Here is a 19,157-nt window from a genome sequence, read left to right as displayed (position 1 = left end):
AATCATGGAAAATATTATCACAGTCAAAAATCTTAAAACATATTTTTATGCAAATAATAGATGTAATAAAGCCTTAAATGGTGTATCAATGGAAATAAAAAGAGGTAAAACACTTTGTATAGTTGGAGAAAGTGGATGTGGTAAAAGTGTTACAGCATCATCAATAATGCAACTTCTTCCTAAGTTTTCAAGAATAGAAGAGGGAGAAATAATTTATCATAATGAAGATGGAAAAGACGTTGAAATACATAAGTTAGAAAAAAATTCAAAAGAAATGAGAAGACTTAGAGGAAAAGATATAGCAATGATTTTTCAGGATCCAATGACAGCACTAAATCCTGTTTATACAATTGGGTGGCAAATAGTTGAGATGATTAGAAGTCATGAAAATATATCTAAAAAAGAGGCAAAAGAAAGAGCTTTAAAGCTACTTAAAGATATGGGAATACCTCTTGCAGAAAAAAGAATAGACCAATATCCACATGAATTTTCAGGTGGTATGAGACAAAGGGCAATGATAGCTATGGCTATGAGTTGTAATCCAAAAGTACTAATAGCAGATGAACCAACAACAGCTCTTGATGTTACAATACAAGCACAAATATTTGAATTAATGGAGAAATTAAAAAGAGAATATAATACAGCTATAATGCTAATTACCCATGATATGGGAGTTGTATGTGAATTAGCAGATGATGTGGCTGTTATGTATATGGGAAATATAATTGAAAGTGGTAGCGCAAAGGAAGTTTTAGAAAATCCAAGTCATCCATACACTAAAGCATTACTTAAATCTATTCCAGTACTAGGAAAAGGTGCTGACCAAGATATTAATCCTATAAAGGGAGCTACACCAGATCCATTTGACAGACCACCAGGATGTCAGTTTGCTCCTAGATGTGATTATTATTCTAAAGAATGTGATGAAAAAATGCCAGAAGAGGAATTTGTAAATGGAAGTACTCATATGGTTAGATGTATAAAATGCAAGGAGGTGGCTTTAAATGTCTAAAGAAGTATTACTTACATTAAAAGGTGTTAAAAATTATTTCCCTGTAAAGAATGGAACATTTTCTAAAGCAAAAACTTATGTAAAAGCAGTAAATGATATAAATTTAGAAATATATAAAGGAGAAACATTAGGCTTAGTTGGAGAATCTGGATGTGGGAAAACTACCCTAGGAAAAACAATTCTTCAGTTATACAAAGCCACAGATGGAGAAATAATATATAATTTTGAAGATGGACCAAGAGATTTAATTAAGCTTAATAAAAATGAAATGGATTTAGCTCGTAAGAAAATACAAATAGTATTTCAAGATCCACATTCTTCATTAAATCCTTCATTTACAATATATCAATCTTTATCAGACCCACTTAAAAAGTTTGGGATTAAATCAAAAGAAGAAAGAAGAAAAATAATAGGTGATTTACTTGAAGCCGTAAATATGAGAAGAGAATATATGGATAGATATCCACATGAATTCTCTGGGGGGCAACGTCAAAGAATAGGTATAGCAAGAGCTTTATCAATAAATCCTGAATTAGTAATATGTGATGAAGCTGTATCAGCACTAGATGTATCAATTCAAGCACAAGTATTAAATTTACTTAAAGACCTTAAAGAAAAACACAATTTAACATACATATTTATAACACATGACTTAAGTGTTGTAGAATACATAAGTGATAGAATAGCAGTAATGTATTTAGGAAAAATAGTAGAACTTGCAGATGCAAAATCTTTATATAAAAATACACTACATCCATACACAAAGGCATTATTGTCAGCAATACCAGTAGCAGATATCAATCATAAAAAAGATAGGATAGTCCTTGAAGGGGATGTTCCAAGTCCTATGAATCCACCAAGCGGATGTTTCTTCCATCCAAGATGTAAACATTGTATGGATGTTTGTAAATTAGAAGAGCCAGAAATGAAATCTTATATTATTGATGGAAAAGAACATTTTGTAGCTTGTCATGTAGCATCAATGGAAATGGAAGAAGGTGTGCTAAATGAATAAAGAAGAAATATTTAAAAGTATAAAAGGAAGTGTAGTTATATCTTGCCAAGCACTTCCTAATGAACCACTATATGTAGAAGAAAAATCTATAATGTATTTAATGGCAAGAGCAGCAAAAATGGCTGGAAGTCCAGCTATAAGAACAAATAGTGTAAGAGATGTCATAGCAATAAAAAAAGAAACAGGACTTCCTGTAATAGGGCTTATAAAAATAGAATATGAAGGTAGTGAAGTATACATAACACCTACTATGAAAGAAGTAGATGAATTAGTAGATGCTAAAAGTGATGTAATTGCATTAGATTGTACATTTAGTAAGAGATTAAATGATGAATCTATAAATGATTTTATAAAAAGTATAAAAGAAAAGTATCCTGATGTAATACTAATGGCTGATATATCAACATATGAAGAAGGAATTAATGCATATAAATGTGGAGTAGATATGGTTGGAACTACTATGAATGGATATACTCCTCAAAGTATAAAAGAAAATATAAACAACTTAGAATTAGTAAAAAAATTAACTAAAGAAATAGACATACCAGTAATAGCAGAAGGAAAGATACACTATCCATATCAAGCAAAAGAAATGTTAGACGCTGGTGCTTATGCTGTTGTCGTAGGTGGGGCTATAACTAGACCTTTAGAAATTGCACAAAGATTTATAAATGCAGCTAAAGGAGAAATTTAAAATGAACTATTTAGCACTTGATATAGGAGGAACAGCTTTAAAAATAGCAATTGTAAATGAAAATGGGAAAATCTTAATTAGTGATAAGTATCCAGTTAATTTTGATAATTATAAAACACCAATAATAGATACAGTTTTAAAAGAAACTGATAAATTTTTAGCTGATAATAAGATAGAAAGCTTTAAAGGAGTAGCAGTATCTGCTACAGGTCAAATAGATGTAAATAAAGGTGAAGTAATAGGAACAGGTGGAAATATAAAAAACTACGAAGGTTCAAAATTTAAAGAAAAAATAGAAGAAAAGTATAAAGTAAAAGCCACTGTAATAAATGATGCAAATGCAGCAGCACTAGGAGAATTATTCTTAGGAAATGGTAAAAATTCTAAAAATATAGTTATGATTACTATTGGAACTGGTGTTGGAGGTGGAATAGTAGTAAATGGTGAAATTTTAAATGGAAGGTTAGGAATAGGTGGAGAACTAGGTCACTTCTCTATAAATAATAAAGGAAAAAAATGCACTTGTGGAAACACTGGTTGCTATGAACAGTATGCATCTATGAGTGCTTTAATAAAGAGAGTAAAAGAAGAATTAGATATTAATGATATAAATGGAAAAGAAATATTTGAACAAATAAATCATAATGAAAAAATGAAAGAAATAGTAGATAGATGGATAGAAGATGTAGCTTGTGGAGTTGTATCTTTGGTGCATATTTTTAATCCTGATATAGTTTTAATTGGCGGGGCAGTAAGTGAGCAAAAAGAACTATTTATAGATAAGCTAAGAAAATTAGTTAAAGAAAGAGCTATGAAAAATTTTGCAAAAGATTTAAAAGTAGAACCTGCTAAATTAAAAAATGATGCAGGTATAATTGGTGCACTTTACTACTTATTAAAAGGGGAGAATAAAGATGAATTACAATATGGAGAGATTTAAAAATATTACAGTAGCACTTAATACACCATTTAAAGAAAATGGAGATGTTGATTTAGAAAAAACTAGAGAATTAGTTAATTATTTATATAACAAAGGAATAAAAAATCTATATGTATGTGGAAGTACTGGAGAAGGTTTCTTACTTGACAATGAAGAAAGAAAGGCAGTAGTTGAAGCAGTTTGTGAAGAAGTAAAAGATAAAATGACTATAATTGTTCATGTAGGGTGTGCTAGTACAAAACATTCATGTGAACTTGCAGCTCATGCTGAAAAATGTGGAGCTCATGCAACATCAGCAGTTCCATGTGTATATTATAGATTAGGTGAGGAAAGTGTATATACCCATTGGAATGAGATAACTAAAGCAAGCAACTTACCATTTTTTATATACAACATACCACAACTAACAGGATTTAACTTATCAGATGGATTACTTAAAAAAATGTGTGAAAATGAAAGAGTAATGGGTGTTAAATGTTCTTCAGAGCCAGCTCATGATATAGCAAGATTCAAAGCTATTGGAGGAGAAGATTTCTTAGTATTTAATGGTCCTGATGAACAATATCTAGCAGGAAGAATGATGGGTGCAGATGCTGGAATTGGTGGTACTTATGCAGGTATGCCAGAATTATATTTAAAGCTTGAAGATTTAATAAGAAAAAATGAATTTGAAAAAGCTAAAAAACTTCAAGCAACAATGGTTCAATATGTGTATAGAATGTGTAGTTTTGGTTCATTATATGGTTGTGTAAAAGCCCTAATTAAGCTAGATGGACTGGATATCGGAGTACCTAGACTTCCATTTTTACCTGTAAGCTGTGAAGATGAAAAGTTAGTAAACTTATACAATGATATTAAAGGAACTATAGAAGAAACTAAAAATTGGTAGGTGATATTTTGAATATTTTATGCTTCGGTGACTCTAATACACATGGATATAATCCTGAAAATGGGAAAAGATATGAAAGAAATGAACGTTGGACAGGAATTTTACAAAACCTTCTTGGAGATAGTGATTATGTTATAGAAGAAGGGTTAAGTGGAAGAACTACTGTATTTGACGACCCATTATATGAAGGATTAAGTGGACTTGACTTTATAATTCCTACCCTTATGACTCATGAGCCTATTGATTTACTTATTATTATGCTTGGTACTAATGATACTAAGGATAGATTTGGAGCAAGTGCTGAAGTTATATCATTAGGGCTTGATAGACTTATAAAAAAGGCTAAGTTTTGCGAGGTAGCTTTTAGAAATAGTAAGCCTAATATATTAGTAGTAGCTCCTCTTCCAATTAGAGAAGAGATAAAAAATGCTGAGTGCTATTATACTATGGGAAAAAGCTGTTCTGAAAAGTCTTATAAAATAATTCCTCTTTATGAGAAGGTGGCTAAGGAAAATGGATGTCATTTCTTTGATCCATCACCTTTTGCAATTTGTAGTGATTATGATTATATGCATCTTTCAAATAAAGCTCATGAAATATTAGGTAAGAAGCTTTATGAAATTATTAGTGAGATAAAAAATAAATAGATTGTAAGAAGTAACTGAGGTGTCTTTCATCTTAACTATTGAAATTTAAAAATACTCATATTAAAAGGATATGAGTATTTTTTATATTTTTAAAAATTTATATAAAAACAATATAATAATTCATACTAAAATATTAAGGCTGAAAAGCACTAATATTATTTATAAGATTAACTATTTCTTGAGGAGATTCATTTAAATCATTTTCTATCCATGATTGAACAACTGCAAAAACTCCTCCTACATTGTATTTTATAAAGTAATCTAAAAATACATCATCAACTTTTGAACTACTAATGAGCTTATCTATTTCAGCCTTATTTGCTATATAAATAATACGATCCATAATATTAGTTTCTATATGTTTACAGAATAATATTTTGCACAACTTTTTATTTTCCTTAATCAATTCAAGAGCTTTAAGTAATAAAATATCTTTATAATCTTCAACTGGAGTCTCTTCAATATATTCTAGTATTTGATTAAATAATTCATCTTCCATTGATTTAAGTAGGTCATAAGCATCTTTATAATGAGTATAAAAAGTTCCTCTATTAATATTTGCAGTTTTACATATATCAGTAACAGTAACTTGATGAATTTTTTTATCTTGAAGTAGATCAAGTAAACTTTCCTTAATTACTTTTTTTGTATATAAAATTCTTCTATTTCCTTTAACTCCTGCCATGTAATCCATCCTTTTTATTTATTAAAACAATTTTAAATTATATGTTATTAAATGAACAAAAATAACTAAAATGTCTATTTAATAACAATATGAAAATATATGATTATTGTAACTAGTTTATATATTATTTATACTTAGTATTATAGCATTAAGCAAACAAGGTGTCTATTTAATAACATTTAGTATTTAATAGTCCATATAGATAGGGGAGGTATAGATGTCATATATAAAAATAATAGATGAATACAAAATATATAAGGTTGGGGAAAATACTGTTGTAGCAAATAATGGTATTAACTTTTCTATAGAAAAAGGAGAATTTGTTATTATTCTAGGTCCTAGTGGTGCTGGTAAAACAACTGTACTAAATATACTTGGGGGAATGGATACTTGTGATGAAGGTAAGATAATTATTGATAACGTTGATATATCCAAGTTTAATAAAAAACAGCTTACAAATTATAGAAGATATGATGTAGGATTTGTATTCCAGTTTTATAATTTAGTTCAAAATTTAACTGCAAAAGAAAATGTGGAACTTGCTACACAAATTTCAAAGAATGCTTTAGATGTTGATAAAACTCTTGAGTTAGTTGGGCTTGGTCACAGAAAAGATAATTTTCCATCTCAATTATCAGGGGGAGAACAGCAAAGAGTATCTATAGCAAGAGCTATAGCTAAAAATCCTAAGTTACTTCTATGTGATGAGCCAACTGGTGCTCTTGACTATAAAACAGGAAAACAGATTTTAAAAATATTACAAGATACATGCAAAAATACAGGAACAACAGTAATTGTTATAACTCATAATTCAGCTCTTTCACCAATTGCAGATAGAGTTATAAGTATTAAAGATGCAAAGGTTAGAAGTGTTAAAGTAAATGAAAATCCTGTTTCAGTTGAAAATATAGAGTGGTAGAGGATAGAAAATGAAAAATAGAGCATATAAAAAATCAATAACAAGAGAAATATTATCTTCAAAAGCAAGATTTATTTCTATATTAGCCATAATCTTTTTAGGAGTTGCCTTTTACTCTGGAATTAAATCAAGTGGACCAGACTTAAAAGAATCCATAAATGAATTTTTTAGCCAACAAAACTTAATGGATAGCAAGATAGTATCTAGTATAGGTCTTAATGAAAATGATTTAAAGTTACTTGAAAATAATGATAAAATTCTAGATTACTATGCAACACATAGTATAGATGTAAACTTAACTAATACAAATAATGTTGTTAAGTTTATGGAGTATAATCCAAATGATGCTAACAACATAAATAAACTTATTGTTACAGAAGGTAGATTACCTAAAAATAGTGGTGAGATATCTTTAGATGAAAATGCTTTAAAGGAAAATAAAAATCTAAAAATTGGTGATAAGTATACAATAGAATCGGATGAAGACTCAAATAATTATTTTAATAAGAAAACTTTTAAGATTGTTGGATTTGTACAAAGTCCTATGTATATAGATAACATGTCTAGAGGAACAACTAATGTTGGAAAAGGAAGTGTAGATTACTTTGCAATATTAAATAGCTCTGATATATCAATGGATATGTATACTGAAATATATGTACGATTTAAAAATGTAGAAAAACTTGGTGCATATAGTGATGAGTACAAAGAAAAGATGGAAGAAAATAATAAATATCTTGAAGATTTATACTCAAATAGAGTTATAGAAAGAATTGAAGAAATAAAATTAGAGACACAAAAAGAATTTGATAAAGCTTATAAAGAGATAGAAGATGGTGAAAGAAAGCTTGAAGATGCTCAAAGGGAAATAGAAAATGGGAAAATAAAGTTTCTTGATGGTAAAAAGCAATATGAACAATTTGTGAAAAAGTACCAGCAAGAAATTAAATATGGTGAAAGAAAATTAATTGAAGGTCAAAAACAATTAGATAATGGTCAAAGGGAACTTGATAAGCAAAAAGAGCAGTTTTTAGAGGGCGAAAAACAGCTTAATACAGCTAAAATTGAACTTGATAAGGCAAAACAAGAATTTTTAAACCAAGGAATTGATCCTACACAAAGTACAATAAAGTATAAAGACCAAATAGATGGTTTAAATATGTTAATTACAACATATAATACACTTTCAAATGATATGAAAGAAACATCAAATAACCTTAAAGAAGATGAAAAAATTTCAAATGAAAAAATTCAGTATTGGAAGAGTATTATATCTAACCCTAGCTTGGGATTAAATGGATTAAGCAATTTAATAAATAGTTTAGAAAAAAATCCAACAAACATTTCTTTAGCTCTAAATATTTCAAAAGAAATAGAAAATGCTAGTAAAAGTTTAAGTGAAAATAAAGCTAAGTTAGAAACCTTAGTAGCTAGAATAACTCAGTATCAACAAGGGGTAAGTGCCTATGAAGGAAAAGTTATTGAATTTAATGAAGGAAAGGTGCAACTTGAAAAAGCTCAAAAGCAATTAGATAATGGAAAAGAAGAGATTAAAAAGGGGAAAGAAGATCTTGTAAAAGGTAAAAAACAAGGTCAGATAGAACTTGATAAGGCTAAAACAGAGCTTGATAATTCAGAAAGAAAACTTTTTGATGGAGAAAAAGAAGTCAAGGAAAATAGAGAAAAACTAATAGATGGACGAAAAGAGATAGATAAAGAAAAAGAAAAATTAAATGATTTAGATGATAGTAAATATTATTTCTTTGATAGAAATGATAATCCTGGTTACTCAACTTACAAAGGTTCAATTGACAGTTTAGATAAAATAGCTTCAGTATTTCCTGTATTTTTCTTCTTAGTTGCAGCACTTATATGCTTAACTACAATGACGAGAATGGTAGAAGAAAACAGAGTAGAAATAGGAACACTAAAAGCCTTAGGATATAAAGATTTAGAAATATCTAGAAAATTTGTAGTTTATGCAGCATTAGCTAGTACTTTTGGATGTGTAATTGGTATAGTAGTTGGAAGTAGTATTCTTCCATACATAATTAATGAAGCATATTCATCTACATTTACTTTACCAAAGGTTAAAATAAACTATTATCCATCGTATATAATTCAGTCTTTAGTAGCTTCAATACTTTGTACAGTAGGAGCATCATTAATTGTACTAAAAGAAGAATTAAGAGAAAATCCTTCTAATTTAATGAGAACTAAGGCACCTAAACTTGGTAAAAAGATATTGTTAGAAAGAATTACGCCTTTATGGAGTAGACTTAACTTCAATCAAAAGGTTACATTTAGAAATCTTTTTAGATATAAGCAAAGAATGTTAATGACAATACTTGGTATATCAGGATGTATGGCTATGCTTGTTGCAGGAATATCTCTTGAAAAATCTAATTCTTCATTTATGGACATTCAATTTGGTAAATTATTAAAGTATGATGCTATAGTAGTATTTAAGGATAAAAGTACTAAAAAAGAAGATTCACAATATGATAAAAGTTTAAATAACTTAAAAGGATATGAAAGTAGTTTAAATATTTATCAAGAGTCAGTCACTTTTAGTAAACCAGGTACAAGTAAGCAAGCTGCTACTATGTATGTACCACAAAATATAGATGAGTTAAATAAATATATATTATTAAATGATAGAGTAAGTAAAGCTAAGTATAAATTATCAGATGATGGAGTAATTATAAATGAAAAATTGGCGAAACTTTTAGGAGTATCTGTTGGTGATTATATGAGTGTAACTGATTCGGATAATAATACTCATAAAGTTAGGGTTGATAATATAGTAGAAAATTATGCTGGTCATTATATATATTTATCACCATCATATTATAAAAAGATATTTAAAAGTGAACCAAGATATAATGCACAATTACTAAAGTTTAATTCAGATATAGAGGATGAAAGCAAAATAGCTACTACTCTTATGAAAAATGACAAGGTAGTAAATGTTACTCTTGCTTCAAAGATAAGAAGCTTGAGTGAATCTGCTGATTTAGGATTAGTTATGATAGTAATAATAGTTGCTTCAGGAAGTTTAGCATTTGTTGTACTATACAACTTAATAAATATAAACGTATCTGAACGTATAAGAGAGATCTCTACAATAAAGGTACTAGGTTTTTATGATAATGAAGTTGCAATGTATATATTTAGAGAAAATATAATACTAACAATATTAGGAATACTTGCAGGCTCATTTTTGGGTAAAATTTTATATGTATTTTTAGTAAGTACAGCAGAGATGGATAATATGATGATGATACCAACTGTAGATATTAGTAGTTATGTAATCTCTGGTTTAATTACCATGTTTTTTGCCATATTAGTTATGGTGATGATGTATATAAAATTAAAAAATGTAAATATGATTGATGCACTAAAATCTGTAGAGTAAAATTTATATTAAAGGGAGTCGGAAATTTCGACTCCCTTTAATATTTAAGAATATGTTAAGTTACTCATAATATATTTTTATATTTATGGCTTTAATTATATACTATAACAGTCTTAAAGTTATTAACATATTATAACATTACGTTTGGTTTTATAATATATAGTCAAAAAGAGGTGGAATTAATATGATTGAAGGATTAACAGGACTTGTTATAACTAAAGCAGATAAAATTTATAATATTGTTCGTAGAAATGCAAATTTATATTTTAACTACTACCCAAAGGTAATTGTATATCCTAATAACATAACAGATGTAGTTAATGCAGTAAATTGGGCAAGAAAAAAAGGTATAAATATTCGCTGTAGAAGTGGTGGTCATAACTATGAATCTTTTTCTGTGGCAGATGATGCTGTTGTTATAGATGTTTCTAATTTACTTGATTTTGAAATAGATACTAATAAAGGTTATATAAGAATAGGATCAGGGTACACCCAAGAACAACTTTATTCTAAGCTTGAAGAATATGGATTTGCATTTGTTGGAGGAAGTTGTTCATCTATTGGTGTTTCGGGAGTTACACTAGGAGGAGGAGTTGGATATTTACAAAGAGAATATGGGCTAGCATGTGATAATTTAGTAGAAGCACAAATAGTAGATGCTTTTGGTAGGATAATAACTGCCAATTCACATGAAAATAAAGATTTATTTGCTGCATTAAGGGGGGCAGGAAGCAATAATTTTGGAGTGGTAGTGTCGCTTACCCTTAAAGTACACCCAAATGATAAAGTAACAGTAATGAATGCTATGTGGCCTAAAAATAGTAGATATGAAGTAATTCAAGCATTTCAAAAAGTAGGAGAAGATTTAGATAATAGGTATACAATTAAGGTTACTATGACTAAAGACACTATTTTACTATATGGAGTAGGAGTACGAAGTACAGAAAAAGAAATGGAAAAAGCTTTAAGCCTTTTATTAAAAGTTCCAAATAAAATAAATTATACAACAAAATATATTACTTTTAATGAATCTGTACAGAAACGCCCAGGTTTTGTGCCTACACCAACAGGATTTAAAATTACAGGATTATTAGCATATAAGTCATTTGGAAAAGAACCTTGCCAAATAATGTTTAACTATTTAGACAATTCACCGCCCATACAGCCACCTATAAACATTGGATTTCTTCTATTGGGAGGAAAGATTGCAGAAAATAAAGATTTACCTAGCGCATATCCTCATAGAGGTGCTAAGATATTAGTACAAATTGATGCTCAGTGGACTCTTAATTATAGTATGCATGCTAATGATACAATTAGATGGGTAAACAATTTAAGAAAATCTTTACTTCCATATGCAGGATTTGGATATCTCAACTATTGTGACATTAATATCTCTAATTACTTATATAGTTACTTTGGAAATAATGTGCCTTGGTTAAAAATTGTAAAAGAAAAATATGATCCATATAACTTATTTTATTACCCTCAAGGAATATGATATTTTATAAAAATACTTGAAATCACTATGTTTTAATATAGTGATTTCTTTTTTTACTCCTATACAATCATTAAGTTGCATTTACCCCCTACTTTTTAAAAGTATTTGCCATAGCAATTATAATCACTGTATGCATATTTGTAAAAAAGTGGTAGGGTTTATATTCAATAACAAAATACAAGTATGTAAATAATATGTAAATAATATGTAAATAATACTAAATAATATATACATATAGAAAGGAGATTAATACAAAAATATGAGTGAAACAATTAGAGAAAGATTAGAAGGTCGTGTAAGTTATCATGATTCAGTTGAGGAAATGTTAAAGAGAATACAAACTGACGGCCTTTCAAGTGTGTTTTCAAGATGGGAGCCGCAAGAAAAAATTAGATGTAAGTTTTGTCTTCAAGGTTTAAGTTGTCAATTATGTACACATGGTCCTTGTAGAATTAATGAAAAAACAGGAGTTGATAAAGGCGTTTGTGGTATCGGGGCAGATGCCATGGCTATGAGAAACTTCCTTATGAGAAATATAATGGGTGCAGCTACATATGGTCATCATGCATTTGAAGCTTTTAGAACACTTAGAGCTACTGGGGAAGGTAAATCTCCATTTAAAATAAAAGATGAAGCTAAGTTAAAATGGATGTGTGAAAAAGTAGGAATAGATGCTAATCAAGATATTAATAAACTTGCTATTGAGTTAGCTGATTTTCTTGACAAAGAAATGAAAGTAGGTCCTGATCAACCTAGTATAATGACAGAAGCTTTTGCTCCACAAAAAAGAAAACCAGTATGGAAAGAACTTCATATTTATCCTTCTGGTGTTCAACATGAAGTTGAAAACTCAATTGCAAGCTGTTTAACAAATGTGGATGGAGATTATGTATCACTTGCTACAAAAGGTCTTAGATTAGGATTATCTACTATATATACAGCACAAATAGGACTTGAAATGGTACAAGATATATTATTTGGAACACCTATGCCTCATGAAGTTAATGTTGACTTAGGTATAATGGATCCTGACTATGTAAATATAGTATTTAATGGACATCAACCTTGGGTAGGAGCACTTACAATAGAAAAACTTAGAAAAGGTGAATATAAAGATGAAGCTATAGCTGCTGGTGCTAAAGGTATTAGAGTAGTTGGCTCTATTGAAACCGGACAAGAGTTGCTACAAAGATATGAAGTAGACGATGTATTTGTTGGCCTTATGGGCAACTGGTTGGCTATAGAACCACTACTTGCAACAGGTACTGTAGATGCTATTGCTATGGACGAAAACTGTTCACCACCAGCTATAGATCAATATGCTGAAAAATATCAAGTAGCATTAGTTAGCATAAGTACAATAATAGGTGTGCCTGGTACAGAACATAAAATGCCATATTATCCAGAAAAGGCTAATGAGATGTCAGATAATTTAATTAAAATAGCAATAGAAAACTTTAAGAAAAGACATGGTAAAATTGAACCTATGGTACCTAAACATGTTACAAAAGCTATCGCAGGATTTTCAACAGAAGCTGTTTTAGGTGCCCTTGGGAACAAACTTGATCCATTGGTTGATGTAATTACAGAAGGTAAAATAAAAGGTGTTGTTGCGCTTGCAAACTGTTCTACATTGAGAAATGGTCCTCAAGACTGGAATACAGTTAATATAACAAAAGAATTAATAAAAAGAGATATATTAGTAGTTGCTGGAGGTTGTGGTAATCATGCTCTTGAAGTAGCAGGATTATGCAATTTAGATTCTGTAGAAAAATATGCAGGGGAAGGATTAAAGGAAATATGTAATATGCTTAAGATACCTCCTGTACTAAGTTTTGGTACTTGCACTGATACAGGTAGAATATCAATGCTTGTTACTGCTTTAGCAGATCACCTTGATGTTGATATTCCAGACCTTCCAATAGCAGTTACTGCTCCAGAGTGGATGGAACAAAAGGCTACTATAGATGGTATATTTGCAGTAGCATATGGAGCATATACACATTTATCTCCTACTCCATTTGTTACTGGTGCTCCTAATCTAGTAAAACTTCTTACAGAAGATGTTGAGAACCTAACAGGTGGTAAAGTAGCTTTAGGAGATGATCCAGTTGAAGCTGCAAAGGCTATAGAAGCTCATATAATAAGCAAAAGACAAAAACTTGGACTTAAATAATATTTTGTAAAAATGGTGTTTTTAATAAATAAGCTATATTTTAATACAGTGTTAAAAATATAGCTTATTTATTTTTATTGAATTAGTACATTTATTTATAGGATATTTTATCATAAGTAAGCATAATTATTAATATAATTTATATTGAATTAAATTTTATTTATAAATTAATAAATAGAGGTGGTGCTATATGTATCCAGTTTATAAAAGTATTGGGAAAAAGGAAAAATGCGAAAAAGTAAAAGTATTATTTCCACCACAGCATCAAGAGTGTCAGCCTGGATTAGAATATCTTATGGAACCAAGACCTATATCAGATAATCCATATTACAGAGGAAGTTGTAAATTACAAGGTAAAGTAGCAATTATTACTGGTGGAGATAGTGGAATCGGAAGAGCAGTAGCTTATGCATTTGCTAAAGAAGGAGCAGATATTGCTATTTCATATCTTTGTGAACATAAGGATGCAAATGAAACTAAAGCTTATATAGAAGGATTAGGTAGAAAATGTATATTAATACCTGGGGATTTAAGAGATGAAGAAATGTCTAATGTTGTTGTTGAAAAGACTCTAGAGTGCTTTGGGAAAATTGATATATTAGTCAATAATCATGGAGTACAGTTTATTCAAAATAGTATACTAGACATTACAGCTAAACAACTAGATGATACATTTAAAACTAATGTATATGCTTTTTTCTATATGACAAAAGCTGCGCTTCCATATTTAAAAAAAGGTGCATCTATAATTAATACAACTTCTATTACAGCTTATAAAGGAGAGCCACTCCTTATAGATTATAGTGCAACTAAAGGGGCAGTACTAACATTTACTAGATCTCTTTCTCAGTCATTAATAAGTAAAGGCATAAGAGTAAATGGAGTAGCACCAGGACCTATTTGGACTCCTTTAATACCATCTTCTTTTTCAGCTGAACAAGTAGAAACTTTTGGCAGTGATACTAGTAAAGTTCCTATGAATAGAGCAGGCCAACCATTTGAAGTCGCTACTAGTTTTGTATTTTTAGCTAGTGATGATTCTAGTTATATGTCTGGTCAGATTTTACATCCTAATGGTGGAGCTATAGTTGGATCTTAACTTATAAATAATATATAAAAAACACTCATATTTAATAAATATGAGTGTTTTTTATATATTATGAATTTAATTGCTGTACTTCATTATAAAGAGATCCGACTTTATCTATTTCTGTCTGTGGTGCAGAGCATAAAGGATAGAATCCTTTTTTAATTAACCACCCAGATACTTCATAAGCATGATTACAAGCCATTGTAAAGGCATCTTTTAAGAACTCTCTTAATACTGGATTAGTTGCTTCCATTGAACTCCAAGCATATTCTCTACCAGCTCTTTTTAAAGTTAAAAGATACCCTGTAGCTATTTCTCTATCATTTAATTGCTGGATATCTGTTCTAGGTGTAACTGGTATTGGTTGTACAGGAGATGTAGTAAAGTCCTGCAAGTTTATTTTTAACTGAGGTACATTTAATTTTTCATTAGGTGCACTAGCTTCTTTAACAAATCTTACCTTAAGGTTATAATCCTGTATATGAACTGGAAATTGAGCTTCAACCATAGCTTTTAGTTCTGGATCTGTAATTTGGTTTTTATATAGTGCCATATTTGTTATACTATTTACACAACTTAAAATTAGTTCGTGTAAATTATGTAATTCTGCTGGTGTTAATTGCATAATACATTTCCTCCTAAGTAAATAAAATTTTCTACATTATTAATATTCCAAATTAAATAAAATTTTCACATGGTAAATACTTCTTAAGTAAAACTTTTTACAAATAAGTACAAGTAAGAATATAGTAGTATCAGAAATATTGAGAAAATTTGAATAAAACTCATAGAAATGTTTAAATTGACTTTTTATAAAAAATATAATAAACTAAAAAAGTAATTAAATATTAAACTAAAAGAAACGACACATGTAGTGCATTGCACGTAAATCTGATTACGGTACAAAATTCTCATATGTGTCTTTTTTATTACAAAAAATAAAATACTGAAATAACTGACACATATGAAGCTTTCTACGTAATTTAGATTACGATATAAATGCTTATATGTGTCTTTTTATTGTTTAAGTATTAAAAAATATTTTATTAAAAGGAAGGAGCATATTATATGCCAACGACAAAATTACAAAAAATATTTTTCGCTTTTTTTACTGTAATGATAACAGTACCTTTATTTGTGTTTTACAACCTTGCAATTGAAATAGGAGGTATGTCTAATCAAGTATTTATAAAATCACTTAAGATAATTCCAGTTGAATTTGTATTTGCAATCATATTAGAAATACTTATAGCAGGTCCACTTTCAGAAAAAATAGCTTTTAGTATTGTAAATCCAAGAGAAGAAAAGCCATATATAATTACTACAGTAATGATATGTTCAACAATAGTATTAATGTGTCCGATGATGTCATTTGTAGCAGCATTTTTATTTCATGGTATAACTGTAGAATTTATTACACAATGGATGCAAAACATAGTAATTAATTTCCCATTTGCATTCTTTGCGCAACTATTCTTCATACAACCACTTGTAAGATTTATTTTTAGATGTGCTTTTAAGAATCAGTTAAATAAAGAAACGAACTATAATATAAGTGAAACAATTCAAAATTATTAAATATAACTAATTTATATTTTATTGGGGGAAAAAATCCGATTCGGGGGTTGGTAAAAACAAAAGAGTTAGATTAAAATATTTATTTATCATATTTTTATCTAACTCTTTTTTAGTTTTATTAATAAAGATTAAATTACTTATTTAGTTTTATATATTATAGTAATTTAATAAAAGAATATATTGTTTATTTTTATGTTATTACTCACAATTATACTATACATTGTTAAAATACATGATGAAGTATTTTAATGTGAATATAGGGAGATATTTTGAGCAAGCAATTCTCCAACTTGTTTTGCTATTTCATCTGTACTAAAATTTAATTCATCTAATATAAATGATTCTATAATTCCTAGTACAGCCATACTTAAAAATCTTACAAGTATTTCTGTATCTTTTTTATGAGTTATCTTATTTATTTTTTTACTTAGTTGGTTCATCATGAAATCTAGAAGCTGCTTTCTAAATGAAACAGTGCTTTTACTCGAAAACAAAGCCGAAAAGAAATCTTTATTTTGCTCAAAATAATTAAACCAAATAACCGTTCCTTCTATAAATCCTTTTTCTTTTTTTTGTGCACAAATTTCTTCTAATTCCTTTAATTGCTGATTGACGATTGTATCTAGTAAGTCATATTTATCTAAATAATGTAAATAAAATGTCTTTCTACTTATATCAGCTTGTTCAGTAATTTTTTTAACCGTGATTTCATCAAATCCATCTTTAATCAACATTGTTAAAAATGTAGACTGAATTAGTTTTTGTGATTTTATAATCCTTCTATCTATTTTACTATTCATATAAAAGACTCCTTTTATTTAGTATACACAATTTAAAAAATGTGTATTAATACACAAAAATATAAATCTGGTAATTGAAGTGATTCTATTTATAATATAGTATAAATATACACGAGAGTATTAAAACTCACAAGTGTATATTTTATAAATTAATAAAAGGTGGTAATAAATATGAAAATAAATAAGAAAAATGTAAAATTTAATGCACGTGGTTTACAAGTAGCAGGTATTTTAAATATACCTGAAAATGCTGAAGAAAAGAAACAAAATCCTGCAATTGTTTGTGTTCATCCAGGAAGTAGCTGTAAAGAACAAACTGCAGGTATCTACGCCCAAAAACTTGCTGAACTAGGATATGTAACTATTGTATTTGATGCATCATATCAAGGAGAAAGTGAAGGAGAACCTAGATATATCGAAGAACCAGCTGCAAGAGTTGAAGATATCCGCTCAGCAATAGATTATCTAACGACACTTGATTTTGTAGATGAAAATCGTATTGGTGTATTAGGAGTTTGTGCAGGAGGCGGTTATGCAGTAAATGCTGCTATGACAGAGAAAAGAATCAAAGCTGTTGGTACAGTAGTGGGTGCTAATATTGGCCGTGTATATCGTGAAAGTAGTGATCCTATAAAAACATTAGAAGCAATTTCTAAGCAACGTACTGCTGAAGCTCGTGGGACTGAAACAATGATTACAAATTGGATTCCTAAAAATCAAGAGAAAAGAGAACAAGCAGGTATTAATGATATAGATATTATAGAAGCTGTTGATTATTACACAACTTCAAGAGGTCAAAGTCCTAACTCTCCAAATAAGTTAAACTTTACTAGTGTAGCATCAGTGATAGCTTTTGATGCTTTTAATTTAGCAGAAAGTTTACTAACTCAACCTTTACAAATAATTGTTGGTGATGTACAAGGAGCATTTGGCTCATATAGAGATGGTCATGAACTTTACAATAAAGCAGCTTCAAAGAAAAAGGACTTATTCATTATTGAAGGTGTAAGTCACTATGATTTATACGACAAAGAAGAGCCAGTTAGAAAAGCTGTTGAAAAATTAGAAGCTTTTTATAAAGAAAATATCTAATCGAACATAGTATAAGAAGAATTATTAAAATAAGTAATAAATAGAAATTAAGTAAATGTCTTAAGGTAATTAATGAAAAGTTCTTAGTATACTAATCAATATAGCATTAGAGTTATTTAATAACAATTTTAATATTTTCACACCTTTACCTTATTCATTTTTGGAAGTAGTTTTTTGTTTTAGATAATTAGAATAAATAGAGATGAACCGTATCACAAGTAAGTGATACGGTTTTATTTTTAATATATAAAATTATAAAAATTATTGTCTCTAAGCATTTGGGCATGTTTACAATTAATTAAAAACTTCTTTAATTCAGTTAAGCATAAGAATAAAATAGCTCTATTCTCAAATTTCATTCTATATTAATAAATGATTAATAAATGAAAAACTAAAGGTATTTTTCAAATAAAAGTATATAAAATATACATCTGTAATTTACAGGTGCTTTTCATTTGTAATTTATTGTAAAAATTTAGGAAAAAGTATTGAATTAGGAAAAATAATATGCTAGTATACAAGTATATAAGGAAGGTGGAGGTACAATAAATGAAATTACCATTTAATATTGATTTAAATAATAAAGTAGCTGTAGTAACAGGTGGAACAGGAATACTTTGTGGGGCTATGGTTGAAGCTTTAGCTAAATGTGGAGCTAAAGTAGCTATACTTGCACTTGGAAAAGAAGCTTGTGAAGCTAA

Annotated in this window: 16 protein-coding genes; 13 read left to right on the top strand and 3 right to left on the bottom strand. The window is 28.8% G+C overall.

From position 1 onward, the window contains the following. Positions 1–4 precede the first annotated feature (4 nt). Genes I2H23_RS09295 through I2H23_RS09270 form a run of 6 tightly spaced genes read left to right on the top strand, consistent with a single transcriptional unit; the run spans position 5 to position 5,197 of the window. The gene (locus I2H23_RS09295) at positions 5–1,012 is read left to right on the top strand and encodes an ABC transporter ATP-binding protein (protein ID WP_195581535.1); all 1,008 of its coding nucleotides are present in this window, start codon (positions 5–7) and stop codon (positions 1,010–1,012) included. Continuing rightward, on the top strand, positions 1,005–2,027 hold the full coding sequence (locus tag I2H23_RS09290) for an ABC transporter ATP-binding protein (RefSeq protein WP_092925529.1): 1,023 nt from the start codon (positions 1,005–1,007) through the stop codon (positions 2,025–2,027). Before I2H23_RS09295 ends, I2H23_RS09290 begins: the two co-directional genes overlap by 8 nt. Next, complete coding sequence (locus I2H23_RS09285; protein WP_092925531.1) at positions 2,020–2,721, top strand: N-acetylmannosamine-6-phosphate 2-epimerase; 702 nt, start codon at positions 2,020–2,022, stop codon at positions 2,719–2,721. The genes I2H23_RS09290 and I2H23_RS09285 overlap by 8 nt, the downstream gene beginning before the upstream one ends. A 1-nt stretch (position 2,722) precedes the next feature. After that, positions 2,723–3,661 (top strand): ROK family protein, encoded by a 939-nt coding sequence (locus I2H23_RS09280; RefSeq protein WP_092925533.1) that lies wholly within the window; start codon positions 2,723–2,725, stop codon positions 3,659–3,661. After that, positions 3,636–4,550: a dihydrodipicolinate synthase family protein gene (locus tag I2H23_RS09275; RefSeq protein WP_195238126.1), complete on the top strand. Its 915-nt coding sequence runs from the start codon at positions 3,636–3,638 to the stop codon at positions 4,548–4,550. Before I2H23_RS09280 ends, I2H23_RS09275 begins: the two co-directional genes overlap by 26 nt. An 8-nt stretch (positions 4,551–4,558) precedes the next feature. Next, on the top strand, positions 4,559–5,197 hold the full coding sequence (locus I2H23_RS09270; RefSeq protein ID WP_207733571.1) for an SGNH/GDSL hydrolase family protein: 639 nt from the start codon (positions 4,559–4,561) through the stop codon (positions 5,195–5,197). 133 nt (positions 5,198–5,330) lie between these two features. Here the strand turns inward: I2H23_RS09270 and I2H23_RS09265 are convergent, their stop codons facing one another. Then, entirely contained in the window at positions 5,331–5,882 is a 552-nt protein-coding gene (locus I2H23_RS09265) for a TetR/AcrR family transcriptional regulator (protein WP_092925537.1), read from the bottom strand. A gap of 217 nt (positions 5,883–6,099) precedes the next feature. Here I2H23_RS09265 and I2H23_RS09260 point away from each other — a divergent pair, with 217 nt between their 5' ends. The 5 genes from I2H23_RS09260 to I2H23_RS09240 all read left to right on the top strand — a co-directional run bounded on the left by I2H23_RS09260 (position 6,100) and on the right by I2H23_RS09240 (position 14,995). Further along, entirely contained in the window at positions 6,100–6,801 is a 702-nt protein-coding gene (locus I2H23_RS09260) for an ABC transporter ATP-binding protein (RefSeq protein WP_195581534.1), read from the top strand. A gap of 10 nt (positions 6,802–6,811) precedes the next feature. After that, positions 6,812–10,219, top strand: a complete 3,408-nt coding sequence (locus tag I2H23_RS09255) for an FtsX-like permease family protein (protein ID WP_195581533.1) — start codon at positions 6,812–6,814, stop codon at positions 10,217–10,219. A 184-nt stretch (positions 10,220–10,403) separates the two neighbouring features. Further along, entirely contained in the window at positions 10,404–11,720 is a 1,317-nt protein-coding gene (locus I2H23_RS09250) for an FAD-dependent oxidoreductase (RefSeq protein WP_195581532.1), read from the top strand. Positions 11,721–11,979: 259 nt separating this feature from the next. Next, entirely contained in the window at positions 11,980–13,896 is a 1,917-nt protein-coding gene (gene cooS, locus I2H23_RS09245; protein WP_195581531.1) for an anaerobic carbon-monoxide dehydrogenase catalytic subunit, read from the top strand. Between the two features lie 190 nt (positions 13,897–14,086). After that, positions 14,087–14,995, top strand: a complete 909-nt coding sequence (locus I2H23_RS09240) for an SDR family oxidoreductase (RefSeq protein ID WP_092925547.1) — start codon at positions 14,087–14,089, stop codon at positions 14,993–14,995. 58 nt (positions 14,996–15,053) lie between these two features. On the opposite strand, the gene I2H23_RS09235 is transcribed toward I2H23_RS09240, so the two are convergent. After that, the gene (locus tag I2H23_RS09235; RefSeq protein WP_092925549.1) at positions 15,054–15,611 is read right to left on the bottom strand and encodes a spore coat protein; all 558 of its coding nucleotides are present in this window, start codon (positions 15,609–15,611) and stop codon (positions 15,054–15,056) included. Positions 15,612–16,054: 443 nt separating this feature from the next. Here I2H23_RS09235 and I2H23_RS09230 point away from each other — a divergent pair, with 443 nt between their 5' ends. Then, positions 16,055–16,564, top strand: coding sequence for a DUF2798 domain-containing protein (locus I2H23_RS09230; RefSeq protein ID WP_195238120.1), 510 nt, complete (start codon positions 16,055–16,057; stop codon positions 16,562–16,564). 245 nt (positions 16,565–16,809) lie between these two features. On the opposite strand, the gene I2H23_RS09225 is transcribed toward I2H23_RS09230, so the two are convergent. Beyond that, a complete protein-coding gene (locus I2H23_RS09225) occupies positions 16,810–17,364 on the bottom strand; it encodes a TetR/AcrR family transcriptional regulator C-terminal domain-containing protein (protein ID WP_092925553.1) in 555 nt (184 codons plus the stop codon). 171 nt (positions 17,365–17,535) lie between these two features. Between I2H23_RS09225 and I2H23_RS09220 the strand changes: the two genes are divergently transcribed. Then, positions 17,536–18,456 (top strand): alpha/beta hydrolase, encoded by a 921-nt coding sequence (locus I2H23_RS09220; RefSeq protein WP_195581530.1) that lies wholly within the window; start codon positions 17,536–17,538, stop codon positions 18,454–18,456. Positions 18,457–19,157: the final 701 nt, after the last annotated feature.

Origin of the sequence: Romboutsia sp. BSD2780061687b_171204_C1 (genome assembly GCF_015560225.1) — a bacterium.
In the GTDB taxonomy this organism is placed as follows: domain Bacteria; phylum Bacillota; class Clostridia; order Peptostreptococcales; family Peptostreptococcaceae; genus Romboutsia_C; species Romboutsia_C hominis.
Note: the sequence above shows the minus strand (reverse complement) of the source record. Positions and strands in the feature narration are given on the sequence as shown.

Bases quoted from the DNA above. Each gene is read 5' to 3' on its own strand.
- I2H23_RS09295 (WP_195581535.1), top strand. From the start codon at position 5: ATGGAAAATATTATCACAGTCAAAAATCTTAAAACATATTTTTATGCA.
- I2H23_RS09290 (WP_092925529.1), top strand. From the start codon at position 1,005: ATGTCTAAAGAAGTATTACTTACATTAAAAGGTGTTAAAAATTATTTC.
- I2H23_RS09285 (WP_092925531.1), top strand. From the start codon at position 2,020: ATGAATAAAGAAGAAATATTTAAAAGTATAAAAGGAAGTGTAGTTATA.
- I2H23_RS09280 (WP_092925533.1), top strand. From the start codon at position 2,723: ATGAACTATTTAGCACTTGATATAGGAGGAACAGCTTTAAAAATAGCA.
- I2H23_RS09275 (WP_195238126.1), top strand. From the start codon at position 3,636: ATGAATTACAATATGGAGAGATTTAAAAATATTACAGTAGCACTTAAT.
- I2H23_RS09265 (WP_092925537.1), bottom strand. From the start codon at position 5,882: ATGGCAGGAGTTAAAGGAAATAGAAGAATTTTATATACAAAAAAAGTA.
- I2H23_RS09260 (WP_195581534.1), top strand. From the start codon at position 6,100: ATGTCATATATAAAAATAATAGATGAATACAAAATATATAAGGTTGGG.
- I2H23_RS09255 (WP_195581533.1), top strand. From the start codon at position 6,812: ATGAAAAATAGAGCATATAAAAAATCAATAACAAGAGAAATATTATCT.
- I2H23_RS09250 (WP_195581532.1), top strand. From the start codon at position 10,404: ATGATTGAAGGATTAACAGGACTTGTTATAACTAAAGCAGATAAAATT.
- cooS (WP_195581531.1), top strand. From the start codon at position 11,980: ATGAGTGAAACAATTAGAGAAAGATTAGAAGGTCGTGTAAGTTATCAT.
- I2H23_RS09240 (WP_092925547.1), top strand. From the start codon at position 14,087: ATGTATCCAGTTTATAAAAGTATTGGGAAAAAGGAAAAATGCGAAAAA.
- I2H23_RS09235 (WP_092925549.1), bottom strand. From the start codon at position 15,611: ATGCAATTAACACCAGCAGAATTACATAATTTACACGAACTAATTTTA.
- I2H23_RS09230 (WP_195238120.1), top strand. From the start codon at position 16,055: ATGCCAACGACAAAATTACAAAAAATATTTTTCGCTTTTTTTACTGTA.
- I2H23_RS09225 (WP_092925553.1), bottom strand. From the start codon at position 17,364: ATGAATAGTAAAATAGATAGAAGGATTATAAAATCACAAAAACTAATT.
- I2H23_RS09220 (WP_195581530.1), top strand. From the start codon at position 17,536: ATGAAAATAAATAAGAAAAATGTAAAATTTAATGCACGTGGTTTACAA.